Here is a 17,287-nt window from a genome sequence, read left to right as displayed (position 1 = left end):
TTTGGAACGCTACTTCTATCGAACTGGAATAAGCATTATGGAAGCAAAAAATAAGATCGTGCGCAGTGCCGTGCGATTTTATTTATCAGCACCATTGTATGGCTTGTTCGCAACTGCGTAACTCCTAATTTGTTCAAAAGCAATGATTTTTCGTAAAAGTTTAGACTTTTCAATAGCTGTCTCCAGCAGAGTAAGATCATCGCGCAGTTCTTTAACTGATAAATCACCAGTGAGAATATGATTGACAACCGCTCGTAAATTATTGAGCGGCGTTTCTTTTTTCAATCGCACACTTTCAGATTGCGTTAATGCTGTGAGCTTGCGAAACAGCGCATTCATACCGCTCTTTTCAAGTTCATCAGCATTATTGTCATGTTCTTCAGCATAGCGGACTGAAACTGTGAGCACCTCTAATTGATCATTGCACTGTTTTTTTTCAAGCTGAACAATTTGATCATAAGTGTATTTGCTCATCATAGCTCGATCGCTATCCGATTTCATTACGAGTTGATAAATAAGTTCTCCAGCATCATTTTTATCTACCTCAGTAACATCGCAGCGAGTAATAACCACCTCAACGCGCTTGCCTTTTTGCAGCAAATCAGCAATTTCCTCTAAATCGGTAGCGCGTCCGGGTTGATTCGAACTTATTGGATATAAAATCAAATCAGCAGCATCAACATAATCCTGTGCCAATTGACCTTTTGGTTCGGTTCTGGAATGCAATCCCGGCGAATCAATCCAAGTGAGACCAGACAGTTTAAACCCTTGAATAAATGAAGTTGTTTCACAAGCGCCAACAGCAAACTTGCGTTGTTCGGCTAAATTACGTTGTGCGTCTAATTTACGTTTTTCTTCTAATTCAGCCGCTGTTAATTCCGCTTCTGGTTTTTTTGCATCTTCTGCGATTGCTTCACAAAAAAATTCAGGTGTCGGTTCAGCCGCATCAATAATTGAGCGGTTTGGATCGCCATGTCCGTAGGCAACATAATTCCCAATCGCACTCTTTCCGGCCTTGACCTTGCCATAGACATAAACCAGTAGTGAATCACCAAACTGCTCTCGAAATTCAGTGTTCCGTTGCTGGCGACTCACATCTTCTCGCCATTTTGCTAAACTGGCAGCTATTTTTATATTGGTGTTGATAACCGCTTGAGTGAGGAAGTTATCCTCTTTTAATCCCGAATTATTTGAAGCAATTGATACCGAGCGTGCCAATTCACTAAGCGCACGCTCTAATGTTTTCTCACGAGGTTTTATATCAACCTTTGCTGCATTAAACTCGCCACGCAATTGAGCCAAGGCAGTCAGTAAGTTTTGTCGTGGTGAAACGGAAAACACGGTACATAACCCTAAAAACAGCGCATCATCATCTAATTCTGATAACGCTTGAACTGCTGTCAGTTCATCTTCTAACTTACGCGATCGCAACCATTTTACTAAAGTACCATTACGCGCATATTCTAAAATCTCAAGCGTAAAATGCTCTCTTATTTCCTGCATGTTTTTTGCACGAATGCCACCGATAGGTAAATCAAACTTTATATTCTTTTTGATAGCCATTGTGACCTTCTTGTGTATAAAACGCGGTGTTAAGCTGATCGGTTAGCGTAAAACGCTTTTGATCTGCTGGATTAAATGCTGGATGGATGATGTTGACAATTGACGAGTGTCTAATGGCGTGTGGTGACAACGCGGGCAAGCTCTAAAAAACTCACCCGCAAATAACACATCACTTTTAGGCGTTACGGTTTTTGACCAACCGCAATTGGGGCAGGTATAGCGAATTGGAGCGGGAGGAATTGGCATCGTGCAATGCTAATGACAACTTAAATAGAAGACAGCCGATATTTGATTGATTCCAATGCAGCGCGATCCGAAGTCAATGCTTGTGATTGCTTACCCAAAGCACGGGATTGTTCAACAAACGCCGTTTCAATTGGCGCAAATGCTTGTTTAATTGCTGCTAAATAACCATCTTCAAACTCTCTTTCTAAACGAGTTGCCTGTTGTTCAACCGCGTCTTGAATTGCGCGGACCTGTGCTTCTATCTGCCGAATTTGTGCCTGTTCTGCTTCCTGTGCTTTATAATAATCTCAAATGCTACTAATAATGGTAATGGCTGGCCCAATCCAAGGAATTGCTTTGCCAGTCGTTTGTCCTGCCGTGGTAGCAATTTTTCCATTCCTTTAACGCCGATTTAAGTATGTAGCGATATTTTAATTTTATTCTATCATATGACCATTACCCAAGATTGAAATAAACAACTACAGCTTAGAAGAACACTGACACAGTGGATCATTCGATGCGCGTCCACATATCGAACAGGGTTTGTAGTACAAACGTTCTCGATCTTGATATTCAGGAGGATTCAAACGGCGGTCAAAATACTCAGGTGCATATTCGTCAAGTAATTCTCCCGGCACCAGTTTACTATCTTTCCTATTAGCAATATTAGAACGGATAGTAAGTTCACCACGCTGGCGTGATGATATTTTTAAGAGGGTATCATCAGTTTTGTTGCCACCATCACTATCAGCAACTGTCAATCCGAACTCCAGATCATGCACTTCTTTTTTATCATAATCACACTTATTAATTGATCGGGCATGAGCAGTTAGGATTAAATTATCATTAATACTAACATCCAATTCTAGCCTTTCTTGGAATAGCTTTGCCTTTGCGTCAACCTCAACAACCAGATTTTCGAGAGGAATACGCACATCGTTTTTAAGGATGTTAATACCCGGTCGCACTGGCGACACAAGCTGGAATTTTGCATTACCATCACGCGGATCAACACAATACAGATGAAAATTACTCGAATGAATATCGCCTTCTCCCGGCATTGCAGTGCCAGCCTTAATAACTGGTAAATATGAATTCCTTGCCAGCAGTAACTCTACATTTTTAGCGAGTTGTAACCTTACCTCATCATGTGCAATCCATGCAGCCCCCTCGGCAATTAGTGTGCTAGTGTGCTCAGAAACTTCGACCCGCTGTGGGCCAAACCACTCATGTAAACGCGATTTAATTGCTGGCATATTAACCATACCACCAGTTGCCAAACAAAGAGCAATCTGGGCTGGTGCCACGTCTGTCTCATTCAATACTTTACGAATTCGATTTAATCCTTTAGTCAACAAGGGATCAGTTATTTCTTCGAGTATTTCCTGTGTAAGGCGAAACTGTAGGTCTTCATCCGTCATGTCGGGAAAAAAGCAGGGAACGTAAATTTCGACACTCTTACGAGTGGAAAGATCGATCTTAGCGCGTTCACAGCGATGGAGTAGCCGTATCCACGCATCGGGCTGAATTTTTACCGTATCATCTAGTCCTCGATCTTGAAGCACACGTCGAACAATTTCGTTACGGATCAAATCATCAAAATGATCACCGCCAACTTCACTGGTGCCGTCATTGCGTATTTGCACTAACATCCCGTTAGTGAGTTGGCATAATGTTAGATCAAGCGTTCCTCCACCCCAATCAAATACCAATAAAAGTTCACGGTTATAGTGTCGTAATGCAGCAGTTACATCTGTTTGAGAACGTAGAAAACCGTACAGTGCCGCGAGTGGCTCATGTATATATTGCACAATACCTATACCTACACGACGAAAAGCATCTCGTAAAGCAACTCGCCAACGCCCATTAGTATCCACAGGAATAGTCACTACTGCATGAGTAATGGTGTCGATTTCACGGTATTGATTTGCGGTAGCTTGGCTAATAACATACTTGACAACATCAGAAACTACATCTATCGGATTAAGACGCAAGCCTTCAACATAAATACTTTCCTGTCCGAGAAACATCTTTGGTGAGGAAACGACATTCCCCTTAATTCCTAAACCAGCTTCACTACGTCGCTCTTTTGCTTTTTTCCCAACTATAGTTTTACCACCTTCATAACAAACAACAGACGGAATAGGAAGCCCTTCTTCATCCAGTGCGTTGATGGCGCGATCAGCAACAATGACTGCAATCAAACTGTTTGTTGTTCCGAAATCAAATCCCACAACTGCCATTTTATTGCTCCATTCCTAGTTGTTCTATTTCTATTTTTAATTCTTCTAATGCACGTTCGGCATGATCTTCCATGACAGCAATTTTTGGAGGGTTACGCCGCAAAGCTTGAAGTCCATCAGTAAGAAGTTCTGTTCCAGATTTTAATCGTCTTAATAGACGCCCCCGTAAAATATTCATATCCTCGTACAGATGAATTCGAGTTTCTCTGTGACGTTGCTGTTCAGTAGCAAGTTCATCTCCCAACGCCTGAATACGCATATCACGTTCAGAAATAATAGCTTTCAGATTAGCATTTTCAGTCTGCAATTGTGCGTGGCATTGTTGTAACCTATCTTTTTCTTTTAGCGCGCTCTCAGCAATACGCGCTTTTTTGCTGACAGATTGAGCGAAGATTCTACCTATCACCCCCGCATTCATCGAATTAATGCTAGTCAAACAACGTAAAATTTCTGTGTCATCGATCACTTCTTTACAGCTTGGCTCCCAAAACGAATCGAATAGGTCTTGTGTCACTTGTTGTATTGAAAGTGCGCGGTTTTCTACAAACCATAACGCTAGGCAACTAACAGCATTAGCGCATAGTTCGCTAGATTCTTTCTTAGATAGCTTCTCACCGTTGAATACGATTTCATCGAGGATAGCAGCTTCAGGTTGGGCTACTCGTTTCAATGCCGCCGCTGGCATTAGAGCGTCAGGTAAATTCTTTACTGTATCAATCAGTTCGATTGGACTAAATAGTGGATGTGCCAGCAATACATCACGAATAAAATCTTGCAAAGTATTCTTCATTGTTTGATTGGTTATTTCACGCACTACGAATAATAGTTGCACTGGTACAGCCAGCAAAATATCTGCTCTAGCCAATTCTAACAATCGCTTAGGTTCACTTGGCTCCAGTTTTACAAAATCCTTTTTCAGTTTGGAAGAATCAATACGTTGTCCTTTCCGTTTGTAAGCAAAATCAATAAAATCTACAATGCTTTCCAATTTCTGACTTGTTGTTTTTTTAGATGATGGAGGAGAGGCCGAAGTAGCAGTTATTGTCACTTCCGCCGTACTGAGATTATTACTATGGTTGCCTTTGCAGGATTGCCGTCCTTGCGACCGTGCAGGCTTACCCTCAGTAATTACTCCAGTCTTTTTATCCTTGATAGTAACCTTATCATTACCCGACATGATTTTTACTTCTCACTGTTTACTCGATGTAACAGACATTCTGCCCAACTTCCCAACTGTGAATTACCACGCAGTTCTCGTGCATGTCGTTTAGCATCATTTATTTCATTGATACTTGCATAATATTCGGCAAGTAAGACGTGTAGTTTGGTACGATCTAAATCAGGCAACCCGCTAAATTTCATCATCTGTTCGATCTCAGAAATTTCTGCACTGAGTATTCCATTGCTAGAGATGCTCCAACGCAGTATATGCTCGGTTTGATTATCAGTCAATAGCTTTTCAAAGCGATCATCAAACGGATCAGATAGTAAATTACAGGCACTGCCTGCATTCCCTTTAATCCACAGCGAAAAGCGTTGGGCAGCAATTCTCATGCGAGTTTTATCCAACTGTCGAATTACTTGAGCATCGAAATTATTCAGATGAAAAGCAATTAAGCCACAGATCGTCCGTGCCAATGGACGGTTGAAATGCTGGATAACATCCATTGCTGAATTAAATTTTGCACGGTATTCAGCATAAGGCAATGATACTGTTGGATTTTGCTCTTTGATGCGAACAGCAGTAAAATATTCGTAGATACCGTTTGCATACCCTACAGCCGTTGGGTAGTCATGCGCCGCTGTATTAAATGCCTCTAAAGCATCCCGATCAAACTGTTTCAGACGAGCTATATTTAAAAAACATTCGTCAACTCCATCTAAATCTTTTGTATCAGCAACTTCAAAGTGTAGGTTAAATTCTGCTGCGATAGTCTTGTTTGCCAATTTTACAATCACAGTATCGTTTTTGAAATTACAAAGCTGTTCACATACTTGATTAGGGGTTACAGACATTGTATTGATCCAAGCAGAATCACAATGAAGAAAACTAATTTCATCAAGTGTTAGTTTACAGGTGATGCGCTCTCGATTAGTACCAACTTCACGTCCTCGTATCAATAATATAGGTCTCTTTTGCGGGTGCTTTTCAAACAAATGATTACGCAATTCTTCAGGCGACAAAAAACTATCAGAGCAATGTTTACAGGGATAGCGAGTTGGCTCCAAAAAAACTAAATCATCCAGACCTTGTGGCTCGTGAAATTCGATGTAACCAGTATGCCAAAATCCCATTATTATGTTCCTAATAGAGACGAATTAGTAGGTGAATAAATTGTGCCAATCGTTCTCCCTGCCTAAGTTGTTCAATCACGCGAGTGTAAAAATGGTTTTGATTCATGGATTAACGCTCATTGGCTGCTGCGCCAAGCCACGACTTAAAGCGATCGCGTATGCAGCATCGAACCAGTCGCGGTCGAAAGCGCGCACAGTACGGAATTCATAAATTAGCCGTTCATCAGTGGAGATGCCGTGCAAATAGCAATACATCAGCAGTCTTTACTGTCGACTATGCTTATATATTATCCGCTTCTATTGCATCAAGCCCCGGCGTGTCAGTAAAAATAAACTGATGATGTGACAGCTCTGCTTTTTTGGTGGTAGTCCGAACTGGACCAGTTGCAAAAACCTCGTTCTCAAGTTGATCGGTCAACGCATTGAGTAATGAACTCTTACCCGCGTTAAGCATCCCGCAAGCAATTACCTTAAGTGCTTGTTCCTTCATCTGGAGCGCAGCAGCGAGTGTTTCGCGGGAATCTCTTGTGTTCGGTAAAAAGTTCTCAAAGATTTCCTCAACGTGTGGCTCAAAAATACTCATGTCTTTTTTCCTATAGTTTACTTGTGAACTGTTAGTGAATACGTTATCACTTTTTTGTTTGTTGGTGTCAATTTTCTGTAAAAATTAACACGGTTCAGTGGTTGTTTAATTCACCTTGTCAAAATCGCAATTCATTCACAGAGTTTTGATGCTGCTTCTCTATTGAATGGCACGCGGGCGACGCGAAATTCCTCCAACCGCGCTCCGCAATTGCGCATGTCCTCAGCGGTCAATTCCTGTCCGCGCAAATCGGCTGGTAAATCAATGGATAAATGGAGATAGCGCCCACCGCGAGCGCAGACCTCGGCGGCAAGATTGACCGGCAGCGAGCCGATCACGATGTCGCCGGGCGCGATGCTGGCAGGATCAAGATGGATCACGACCGCGTCAACGTTGAGACCTTCTTGCGTTGCCCAAGCGCGAGCGCCGGAGTGACTAGTAACAAAATAAGTGGTCATAGCAAAGCAACGCTCCGGTTGAATAAACGTTAATCCATTATGTAATTTTAAAAGTATTCACGCTGGCTTATAAGCCTAAACCAGCGTGAACTGTTTTAACTCACCGTTGGCAAATATGGTTTAAGCCAGTTTTCCAATGCCTGCTCAAAAGTCACGCCTTCAGCGCCGGGTTGATCGGGCAAGGTGAATTCAACAAACTTAAACTGCTTCCATTTTTTCATCAGTGCCACATTTCCATCATATTTTTTATACCAACTATCACGGTCAAAAGCAGGATAAGAAGGCGCACAGATCGCAATTCTTGCGAGTTGTGAAAAGCTGCGTTGCAATTCACCAAGACGCGAGTTCATGTCTTTAATATGCGCATCGAAAGATTTACATTCTAAATGTAACAAGATGCCATTTTTTAACAACAACGCCGTATCTAACTCTAACGCATCTTCTTTGCTGCCGCGCTGCCGCACCTTCACATTGCACCACGCCGATTGCACAATTTTGGCGAGTTCGGGATTCTTTTCCAGCCAATGAACTACCCGCGCTGCAACGGCATCCTCCAATTTGCGTCCGATGTTAGGAGCCTCATCATCACCAACGAGCTTCCATGCCTCACGGTCTAATTTATAAACGCAGTTATACAAGTCCTTCAAATCGTCTTTTCTAATCTCAAATTTAGAGCCGCAAGCAAGCGCACACGCCTTTTTTACTTGGGCAATCAATTTATCGTGTTGTTCTGGTGCCAGTTCCGCTGCCTTATCATAGGCAAAGGCTTTTTTAGGTTCGTGTGGATGCGCTTCCATCCATTCTGCAATGCGTTGATGACACTCACGGGTATATTCAACATCAGTGCCATAACGTGGTAATTCTGGCACTTGCGCTGTTGACCAAATACAGCGTTCTGTTCCCGGTACTATTTCACGGTTGTTGCATTCCAACATATCCGCCAAAGTGATGTGATGATTTTGATAAGGAACGGATTGCACGGGTTGACCATAACGATCATGCTCGATAACGCATTGACGATCTGAGTTATAAAGCAACTCATCAAGATGACCATTCAAAGCCTTGGATGCGGCGAGCATCTGTAATTTCGTGCCGCCATTCGCAATCAATTTAATGATGTGCGTTCCATTTTTAACAAGATCATGCGCAGCAAGTTCCTGTTGTAATGAAGCTGGATCATCACTCACTTCTAACGGTGTAATTGCCGTTATGCCGTGTCGCTTTAACACATCCAGCGCACCATTGCTCCAATTCGATTTTGTTGCCGTTGCGCTTTCAATCCACAGCACCTGATCGCCATGCTCAGGATGGGCAAGTTCCAAAATTGGCAGAACGTTGGCGATGTTTTGACCGGTGGACAGGGCAACGAATACGGTGGCTTGTTGAGTCATGGCGTCAATTCCTGAGTGGTTTTTGAATGGTTGTTATCGGTATAACGCAAGCCGTTCGGCAATTTTTAATCCGGCAGCAGAAAAAATTCTGGAATTAGGGCGCAACATTGAAGACGCTTGATTTTACTGATAAAACGCTGCGCGTTTGCACACGCGCAGCATGGTTTCACTGGTCAGCGAATCCAACGCGGGATGTTTCAATCATCAGTTGTCGGTTTGCCTCGTCGTACGTTGTCAATTTTTTCACGACGTTTGTTCATCTGTTTTTCACGTTGTTTTGCGTTCTTGCCAGGATCACTCCAACCAAGCGTCTCAAATCCTTCCGTGATTGCATCGGCACCTTCGTTGCGCAAAATCCCATCCGCAGAAAGCAGCAGTTGGTCTGCAAGTCTATTCAACATACCAACAACCGTTTCCCGTTCTTGCCGCTGTGCAACTTCAGTCAATTGACGATAACGCACCAGTTGTTCACCAATCAGATGAATGAGCTTGCACTCTTCTGATAACGCTTCAAAGTCTGCTTGCGCTTGTAATTGCGCTGCTCGTTCTTGTTCTAAACGATCACGTTCAATCTGCGCTTCTAGTTGTCGCGCTAAATCTTCAGCAAGCGTTTGTTGTTGCTCTAAAAAAGTGGCAGGATGCTGTGTCAACGGGTATTCAGGCAACACTAAACCACTTTGTTTAGCAGTAAGAAATCCGTTCGCTCCTCTTGTTTCAAGCAGCATGTGCTTTAATTCAGACTTGCAACTATTCTTGAATTTATCAACATTCTGAAGATCAGCCATTCCTAATAGTTGTGTAATCTGTTTTGAATCACGCCAACGATAACCAGCTTGATTCTGAACTGCCACATCTTCCATGTGAAAGATGAATTGGTCGCGGTATTCCTCTAAAGTCAGCGCGACTTGCTGTGAATCATTGCAGCGTAATGAAAAACCATCAATCGCAATACTGACTTGACCCAATCCGAATGATTTACCCATACCCAAACTGTGGCGCAAATTGTTATCACCAGCCCAAGTCAATGCCCAAACTAATGCACCCAGTTCTGCTGGTTTGAGATTGTGAAAATTAACCCGTGATGTAAACTGAACTCTAGTTTTAAGGGGGTGAAGAATGACGTGCGTATTCTTCTTTTTGCTGGTGCGCTGTTCTTCAGTCAATTGTTGTATCTGTTCATTTTCGCGCACTGGATAACGTTTCCAGCCACGAATCTCTGGTTTAGTATGTTCAGCTGTTTTTACACAGGTAGCGTAACCATTGCTGGTTAAATGCGAGGTTTTATCGGTCTGTTGACGCACATAATTCGGAAAATAACTCGCTTTTGGGCCATTCAAAATGGTAGGACCAACAACATCAGTTAAAGCACTGTTTTTAGCAGTTGCGAGTCCAAACGTTATTCGACCCTTTAAACAAGCAGCTGACTTTTCACCCACAGCATCAGTGGCGGCAGTAGTTCCAAACAATGTTTCTGCAAAATCCCACTTGCTACGTCCATTGCCGTTGAGATGTTCTGGCTCTGTGTGTTCAATCATTTCGTGCGTACTGAAATCACCAGCTAAACGCGGCATATATGCTAAACCAATGCGTGTTTTACCAGCATCTTGAACATAAAAAACAGGTACTGATTCACCACGCCAGTAGCGTTGTTTCCAATATCCAGGCCACGACATATCACTGGCATCTTTGGTTGCTTCATCACCATGCACATAAAGAAAATCAGCCCAATCTTGCTGCTTTAGCACAAAAACTCTTGACGCATCTTCATCGTAAAAAACGAAATCGCGTTTTTTACCAGTTTTTTGTCTGCTGTCGCTGATCTGTCCGGTGAATACTGGAACCCCTTGATGGATTCCTGAACCAAGATTCTCCGCTTCAACACCGTTTGGTGAAAAAGAAATTACATCAGGATCGATTTTTTTAGCTCTGCAGCGATCTTCCCAAGCCTGATACTTTTTAGAAACTGTACGATCTGGTGCAAAAACAGCTGATTTAATACCCAGCCATGCCTCTAATGTGTGATGCGATAATCGCACCATGTCGCATGGCGTAATCAATGGCAATCCATTTTCACCAATGCGCATAAATCCAGTCTTAACTCTATCACGCACACGAGCTGTGTAAGCAGCACTGACATATTTTCCAGAAATATCGCGCAAACCATAGCGAATATCATCCACCAAATTCATGCGTGAAAAGCTGGCGATCTCAATAATTGCGCGGATCATTCCCTTTAATGAAGTGCCCGGAATGGCATAATTGCCATTGGGGAGTTTGAATGGATGCACCTGACCTGGTGCTGTCTCTGATGCTTTCTGTTGCCGACCACCAACTAATAATGGCGTCTGCGCAGTGATGGTTAAATCCAGATGACCGCAAATGCCATCGCGGAATGGCAAATCGTGTGACACCTGCGCTGCCCAATCTGGGCAATGCACCCAATCCGCCAGCGGCACAAAATTATATGGAGCATCAATTGAAATTGGAGGAGGCATGGCGTTTAATTTCCTTGAGTGGTTGATTCTGATGCGGGCGACGCTTGCTCGGCATCTTCTTTGATTAACACTGAAAAACCTTGAAACGCAGCATAAAACGGCATAAATCCTAATTCTTCATCGTGACGCCAATAACGCCGATAACACAGCCATTCGTGTTTAGTTCTTCTCGTTGCCAGTTGTTTGACATCATCCGCCAAAAATTCCTTTTCACCGGTTCCAGCAGTAGCAATCGTTAAACGAATGGTGCCGAATGATAAGGTGCGCAAACTGAGTGAACGCTTGTTCTCACTATCAAACACTTCAGCATCAAGTAAACGACCCCAATCTTGTTTTGGTTGCGGCACTGCGTTGTTGATAAATGCGTCTGCATGAGATTGAAATTGAAACCAGCCTTCCAACGGTTGAAATTCGCACAATGCTTGCCATGCTAATTCCGGCGTTAAATCATTCTTCACCTCAAATGTTACTGCGGTCAGTGCCATTTCTGGCAATTTGTAAATCTGGCGAATCCGATTATAAGTCGCTAATGTGTTCTCAATGCTCATCGCTAACTCGCTCCCTGTGCAATTAACCAATCTCGTGTCGTTTGATCTGGTTCGCCACTAAAAGCACCGTGCCCTTTAGTAACGCCGCCGCCAATCGCTAAACTGCCGCTGCATAAATCACTCAACGCTCGTGCAAAAGCCTGATATGCAGTTGCTTCTGTAACGCCCGGCAATAGCGTTATTTTTAATGAAATCGAGCGGTAAAAAATCAATTCTTCAGTAAACAACATCCGATTGCGCACGCCGCCGGTAAAACGATCAATGCTGTTGTGTACCATCTCCTTCACATATTTATTCATATCCTCAGCACTGATGTTGACGTAAACATCATCAATAATAATCCGCCCCGCTTGCCCAGTTTGTTCCCGCTCGCGCCCCTCAGCAGTTTCAGAATTCTTGGCAAATCCAAATAAATCCATTACTCCGTCGCAGTGTTCGGATTTATCCCATTTCTGAATCTCATCTGCATTCAAATCATCAATAAATTGCTTATTGAGCACGTTCCAATGAAACGCAGTGCGATGCGCCAGCGCACCTTTAATTGACGACCCCGGCACCAGCACCCGTTGTTCACTGAATTTGCCGCGCACGCCCGCGCCCTGTTCCTGCCATGTCACGATCCGCTCCTGTTTGGGCAGCAGCGTCGGCTCATTTTTTTCATACTGACCAAGCGGCGCATCGCCCTGACCAATTCGCCAAAAATCTTTGGGATTCAATTTGATACACAACTGCTGCACCCCGGCAGCCAGCGCCGGCGTTGAGATTTTCATCTGCTCCAAACCGTTCACCGCGCCGAGCGAAGGCGATAACTTCTGAAACCGTTTGATGTCGCTGGCATCTTTCAAAGCAAACGTCGCCTGATGCAGCTTTTTCAACGTCATCGCGCCCAACCCAGCGCGAGTGCCGCCACCCAGCCGCAGCCGCGTATCCGCCAGCAGCGCCAGCAGCGCATTCCAATTCGGATCATCTTTTTGTGTTGACCACAGCCGCAGCTCGCCGCTGAAGCGATAACCAGCCGGCAGCAGTCCGCGATCAAATTTGCCGGTATGCGCAGCCACGCCGCGATGCGTCAGGCGCACCCGATCCCGAAAATTGGGATCAGCGCGGCTGATGAGCGCCGCTGCCAACAGCGGATCGTGCAGCCGCTGGCGCTCCTTGCCGAGCAGCAGCCCTTCCACCGGCTTGCCGTCTTGATCTTGCAACGCACACGCGGCGACTTCGATCCGCGAGGCACTGCCTTTATCGCGGTGATGAAATCCAAACAGTCCATCAGCAGCTTTTTCCTGCTGATCGTCAGCGGTTTTATTGGCAGCTTCGGGGTGATCAGTTATCCACAGATGCCGCAGCACTCCCGCCAACGAGCTACCGGGAATCTGTGGTAAGCCATTGGCATCGCGCACAATCGGATGATCAAACACGTTGTCAGCGCCGCCGCTGCCGATGGACAGCGCAGTCTTGGTTTCCAGCGTGAAGCGGGCGAGATATAAAACAGAACGGTCAAGTCGGTTCGGCTCAGGTTGATTCATCATCAATTCTCCAAATTCGCAGACGTTTTGTGATCACGCTCGCGGTCGGCGACGCGCATTGCTTCTCGCGCAAACAGCCGCACCGTTTGCACCGTTTTCAAGGTGTCAATGGCGTCACTGAACCACGCGCAGAAATTGCGCACTCCCGCATCATCACGGAACGCATCCTGCCAACCTTCACCCGCCGGTTTACAAACCGGGTTAGTACCTTCAAACAGGTCGCGCTTCAGCCAGTCGAAGTTCGCGCTGTCTTCCGCTCGCGCCTTTTCATACACGCTGCCCCACTGCGCTTTGGACGGACCAATCGGCAAATGCGCGGGAACACCGGCATAAGCTCGCGCCAGTTCGTAGCATTTTTTGAGGTTCTTGCCAGCAGCGCGGGTGCGTTTCTCGGCTTCGCGCAGCACGTCGTCTTCACCACGTTCGGCTTTTAACCACGCGATCAGCGGTGCATCTTGCGGTTCTGACGGTTCCAAACTGGCTGATGCAGCGGGAATAGCTGGCGCAAAAGTCGGCTGCGCGGTCGCCAACAGCTTCGGGTCAACGCTGACCCAGCCCAAACCAGCTTCCCGATGCAACCCAATTCCGGCGGCGAGGAGCTGGCGCTCGGCGTCCGTCAGCGGCGAGTCCAATTGCAGCGTGATCACGCTACCGTGTTGAATCACTTGGCGTTCTAGGTCATAGCCGTTGCGGTGCGCGTTCCAGATCGCGTAACGGCGAAAGCGCAAAAAGCTGCGTGTCCAGTCGATTTCACCGCGAGTCAAACCCAACGCAGCGGGCGTTGGTTCCAAGCTCGGCTGCCCGTTTTCATCCAGCAGCGCCACATCCGATAAACACCACAGCGTGACTTGCTTTGACTGCGCTGGCGCAGTGGCGGGTTCCAGCGCCAGCCCCACTGACCAGAAGTCTGCTCGCCCGTATTCCGCCGAGCGCGAACGTCCGAGCAATAACTCGCCATGCTCGGCCAGCACTGCGCCCACTTGCTCCCACAACTCCGCGCTTACCTCATCGCTGGCGCGGATGCGAGCGACGAAGGATTGCCCGGCGTTGATGCTTTCATAACCAAACAGACGTCGGTCATCAGCGCGTCCGGTGGTGGGATCGAGCGCGGTTTTCATGCGCAGCGATTTCTGGATGTTGACTTTGCGGCCATCAGCGCGGACGTAGCCATCGCGCAGTTGTTTGGGCTGGGCATCATCCGCAAACGCGCCGTGCTGAAAATTCTGCACCCGCGCCCCGTTAATGCAGCCATCTTGAAGTGCGGACTCCAATTTTTTGTCATGCCAGCACAGCGGCAGCGGCCAACACGGATGTTCATCGACCAGCGGCAGCGCATCGCCGAATTGCACTTGCCCGGAATGGAACACTTGCCACGCATCTTCAGGCGATAACTTGGCATACAGCCGTGCTGCGACCGCGCCGAGCAGCAAGGTGCCGGGCACATAGTCGAGGCTTTTATGACCGCCTTGATTGGTAGGTCGTTGATTCACAATGACGTCTTCCAACAACGTCAGTTTGAAAGTCAGTTCGCGCATGATGTGCTCCGTGCCAAAGTCAGTTGTGCCCGTCCAAAACCGCGACTGCGATATGCGCCCACCGCCGTCACCAACGGCAGCACCGCTTCGATGCGCTCGTACCAATCCGCTGCTGGGTTTTGCCCCGGCACGACGCCGATGGTCGCAGTCAGCGTCAGCGGCACCACCACCTGCATTCCGCGCAGGCTGCGTCCGCTGGCAACGCCGGTGTGATGCTCAATCGCGGTGCTGAAATGTTCACGAAATAGCCCCGGCACCAACGCACGACCGGCAGCACTGTTGGCTAAATAATCGGCAACGTTTTCATCCAACAGCGCGTCGCTAAACCGCAATTGACCGGGCGTACTCCGGTGATTTTCATCAGAAAATTGATCTTGTTTGGAAAACGCGCCGAACAGCGTTCTGGTTGAATCCTTTGGCACCTGCTCCCAGCCCCACGATTCCGCCCGCCACAGCGCATCGCGGATCAATCCTTTCAAAGTGCGCCCCGGCAAACGCGGCAAACCGTCTGCGCCGGTGTGAGTCATGGCGTCCAGATAAAAGCCGCTGCCGCGCCCGGTGCCGGGATGCCAATAGCTTTGAATTGCAACGGTTAATGTGGCCTCACGCATTGCGGGTCTCCTGAGATTGGTCAGCAGGGGGAGTGGGTGTTTTGCCGAGCGTGAGCAAAGTGGCGAGATCGGCCAGCGGCGTGATGTGCGCGTTGTCTTTATTGATGGCGTCTGACACGGGCAAATCGTCTTTCAGCTTGCCGCACAGCTTGGTCAGCAGGTCGTCAATGTCGTTTAACGTTGCCGGAGCGCGGTTTTTCATCACGTCGCGCCAACGGGCATAGCGGCGGCGAGCGTCGTCAACGTCCTGACCGATGAGCGTGAGCAGTTGCCGCGCCGGGCCGCGAGCGACATCTTCTTTTGCAAAAACCTTAGCCAATGCCTGCACATCCGCCAACGCTGGCAAACCGAATGGCTGCGGATCAACGCCGTAAGCGCCGAGACTGGTGACGATGGGATGCGGATCGCCGCAAAACGTCAGCTCCTGCTCGCGCACGTCGCGGTAATCGCCATGACTGGCGGTGGTGACGCGATAAAAAGCGACAGTTGGTGGAATACGTTCATTCGGTTGGTGTTCATTCGTTTTGTGTTGTTTAGCGCAATCCTTAGCGCAATTCTTGGCGAATTTTGCCAGCCCCTCGGTTAATTCCATCGTCATATAAAAAGGATGACTCGATTTAACAAATGCGATGCCAGCGCCCGCTGTCAGTTTTTCTGGCAAAGCTGTGATTTGTGGATAACGCTTGCGCAATTCCTTCAACTGTTCTTCAGTTTTAACTTCAAACGCAGTTAAGAATTCTTCTGTAAATTTCAGCGCGAGATCGGCACGAATTAACAGCGTTAAATCATCGCCACCCAACACGATTGGACGAGCGGGATAAACGCCATCATTACTATTGATATGCGGTGTGCGTGCTTTTGTTAATACTGCGACAGTTGCGGCATTGGCAGCAGCGGTGGTTGCTGTTTGAATAGCGTTAGAAAAATCACGGAATACGGCAATGAAATTTTCTGGATGCTGTTTAATATACGCAGTCAGATTTATCAGCACCTGCCCCAATCCATTGCCATCGGCATGAAGCAAACCCAAATAGCGGTTATCGGGGAGAAATGGAAACTCAACGCTACCTAGTTCACCATCAGGATCGTATTCAAGCTCTCGCGGCCAATCCGTTGATTTTGAATCAGGTGCAAAGCGTTGTACTAATGAACCGCGCTTCCAGAATACATCTTGCCCGAATTGTTCTGAGGCGGCGTCTTGCAAACCCAATTTGGAATGCCGCGAGCTGGCGGGTAAACCGGTGCGCGAAGAATAGCGCGTGACGGGCGTTCCGGCTGGTAATGCAGGTGGTTGCCGATTACGCATCGTTTCTAATTGCTTCTTGGCAGCTTGATAGGCTTCAAAGTCATTCTTACCTTCACCATTTGCCATAATAAATGACAAGCCCGGCGCGTATTGACGCACGACCAATGCCCACAAATCACGAAACGCATCGCGCTTGTTTTGATCGTCCGTAAAAAGATAAATTGCGCCACCGGCGCGGCGCGAACAGCGCACCTCACCATTGACTGCTTCTTTCACCTTCAATTCTCGGAAGACGTTATCAAGCATGGCGCCGGTGAGTGAATCAATGAGTTCTGACGCGCCGACAATATGGCGCAAGCGACCAGACCGCAGGATATATTCTTGAATAGATTTGGCTTCAAACAAACAGGCGTAGTGAGTCATATTGAAAGCGCCTTTCAGAGTGATGTAGTGGTGCGGTTGGGATAACCGAATGCTGCCTAATGAGGATAACGTACAGCGCCAGACAATTTTTAACTGGCAACATCAGCACGACGAATCAGGATAAAATAATCCACCGCATCTGCTA

14 protein-coding genes are annotated in these 17,287 nt (G+C 46.7%); 1 reads left to right on the top strand and 13 read right to left on the bottom strand.

What is annotated here, in order from left to right:
• Positions 1-78: 78 nt before the first annotated feature.
• The 7 genes from CKO12_RS09520 to CKO12_RS09490 all read right to left on the bottom strand — a co-directional run bounded on the left by CKO12_RS09520 (position 79) and on the right by CKO12_RS09490 (position 8,758).
• Entirely contained in the window at positions 79-1,563 is a 1,485-nt protein-coding gene (locus tag CKO12_RS09520) for a dynamin family protein (protein ID WP_200154510.1), read from the bottom strand.
• A gap of 704 nt (positions 1,564-2,267) precedes the next feature.
• Positions 2,268-4,031, bottom strand: coding sequence for an Hsp70 family protein (locus CKO12_RS09515; RefSeq protein WP_200154509.1), 1,764 nt, complete (start codon positions 4,029-4,031; stop codon positions 2,268-2,270).
• 1 nt (position 4,032) lies between these two features.
• Positions 4,033-5,208: a hypothetical protein gene (locus CKO12_RS09510; RefSeq protein ID WP_200154508.1), complete on the bottom strand. Its 1,176-nt coding sequence runs from the start codon at positions 5,206-5,208 to the stop codon at positions 4,033-4,035.
• 5 nt (positions 5,209-5,213) lie between these two features.
• The gene (locus CKO12_RS09505; RefSeq protein ID WP_200154507.1) at positions 5,214-6,326 is read right to left on the bottom strand and encodes a hypothetical protein; all 1,113 of its coding nucleotides are present in this window, start codon (positions 6,324-6,326) and stop codon (positions 5,214-5,216) included.
• A 280-nt stretch (positions 6,327-6,606) separates the two neighbouring features.
• Entirely contained in the window at positions 6,607-6,909 is a 303-nt protein-coding gene (locus CKO12_RS09500; RefSeq protein WP_200154506.1) for a GTPase, read from the bottom strand.
• A gap of 131 nt (positions 6,910-7,040) precedes the next feature.
• A complete protein-coding gene (gene csx16, locus CKO12_RS09495) occupies positions 7,041-7,367 on the bottom strand; it encodes a CRISPR-associated protein Csx16 (RefSeq protein WP_200154505.1) in 327 nt (108 codons plus the stop codon).
• Positions 7,368-7,462: 95 nt separating this feature from the next.
• The gene (locus CKO12_RS09490) at positions 7,463-8,758 is read right to left on the bottom strand and encodes a hypothetical protein (RefSeq protein ID WP_200154504.1); all 1,296 of its coding nucleotides are present in this window, start codon (positions 8,756-8,758) and stop codon (positions 7,463-7,465) included.
• Between CKO12_RS09490 and CKO12_RS15160 the strand changes: the two genes are divergently transcribed.
• Complete coding sequence (locus CKO12_RS15160; RefSeq protein WP_274599913.1) at positions 8,757-8,879, top strand: hypothetical protein; 123 nt, start codon at positions 8,757-8,759, stop codon at positions 8,877-8,879. The two genes, CKO12_RS09490 and CKO12_RS15160, sit on opposite strands and share 2 nt — an antisense overlap.
• A 76-nt stretch (positions 8,880-8,955) precedes the next feature.
• Here CKO12_RS15160 and CKO12_RS09485 read toward each other — a convergent pair whose 3' ends face one another.
• Genes CKO12_RS09485 through CKO12_RS09460 form a run of 6 tightly spaced genes read right to left on the bottom strand, consistent with a single transcriptional unit; the run spans position 8,956 to position 17,142 of the window.
• Positions 8,956-11,253, bottom strand: a complete 2,298-nt coding sequence (locus CKO12_RS09485) for a TIGR03986 family type III CRISPR-associated RAMP protein (RefSeq protein WP_200154503.1) — start codon at positions 11,251-11,253, stop codon at positions 8,956-8,958.
• Positions 11,254-11,258: 5 nt separating this feature from the next.
• Entirely contained in the window at positions 11,259-11,801 is a 543-nt protein-coding gene (locus CKO12_RS09480) for a hypothetical protein (protein ID WP_200154502.1), read from the bottom strand.
• Between the two features lie 2 nt (positions 11,802-11,803).
• Complete coding sequence (locus CKO12_RS09475) at positions 11,804-13,330, bottom strand: RAMP superfamily CRISPR-associated protein (RefSeq protein WP_207146323.1); 1,527 nt, start codon at positions 13,328-13,330, stop codon at positions 11,804-11,806.
• The gene (locus CKO12_RS09470; RefSeq protein WP_200154500.1) at positions 13,330-14,862 is read right to left on the bottom strand and encodes a hypothetical protein; all 1,533 of its coding nucleotides are present in this window, start codon (positions 14,860-14,862) and stop codon (positions 13,330-13,332) included. Before CKO12_RS09470 ends, CKO12_RS09475 begins: the two co-directional genes overlap by 1 nt.
• The gene (locus tag CKO12_RS09465; protein ID WP_200154499.1) at positions 14,850-15,473 is read right to left on the bottom strand and encodes an RAMP superfamily CRISPR-associated protein; all 624 of its coding nucleotides are present in this window, start codon (positions 15,471-15,473) and stop codon (positions 14,850-14,852) included. The genes CKO12_RS09470 and CKO12_RS09465 overlap by 13 nt, the downstream gene beginning before the upstream one ends.
• Complete coding sequence (locus CKO12_RS09460; protein ID WP_200154498.1) at positions 15,466-17,142, bottom strand: Cas10/Cmr2 second palm domain-containing protein; 1,677 nt, start codon at positions 17,140-17,142, stop codon at positions 15,466-15,468. The genes CKO12_RS09465 and CKO12_RS09460 overlap by 8 nt, the downstream gene beginning before the upstream one ends.
• Positions 17,143-17,287: the final 145 nt, after the last annotated feature.

The organism is Chromatium okenii (assembly GCF_016583745.1).
Taxonomy (GTDB): Bacteria; Pseudomonadota; Gammaproteobacteria; order Chromatiales; family Chromatiaceae; genus Chromatium; species Chromatium okenii.
The sequence above is the reverse complement of the archived record's forward strand: the minus strand, read 5'-3'. Positions and strand labels throughout refer to the sequence as shown.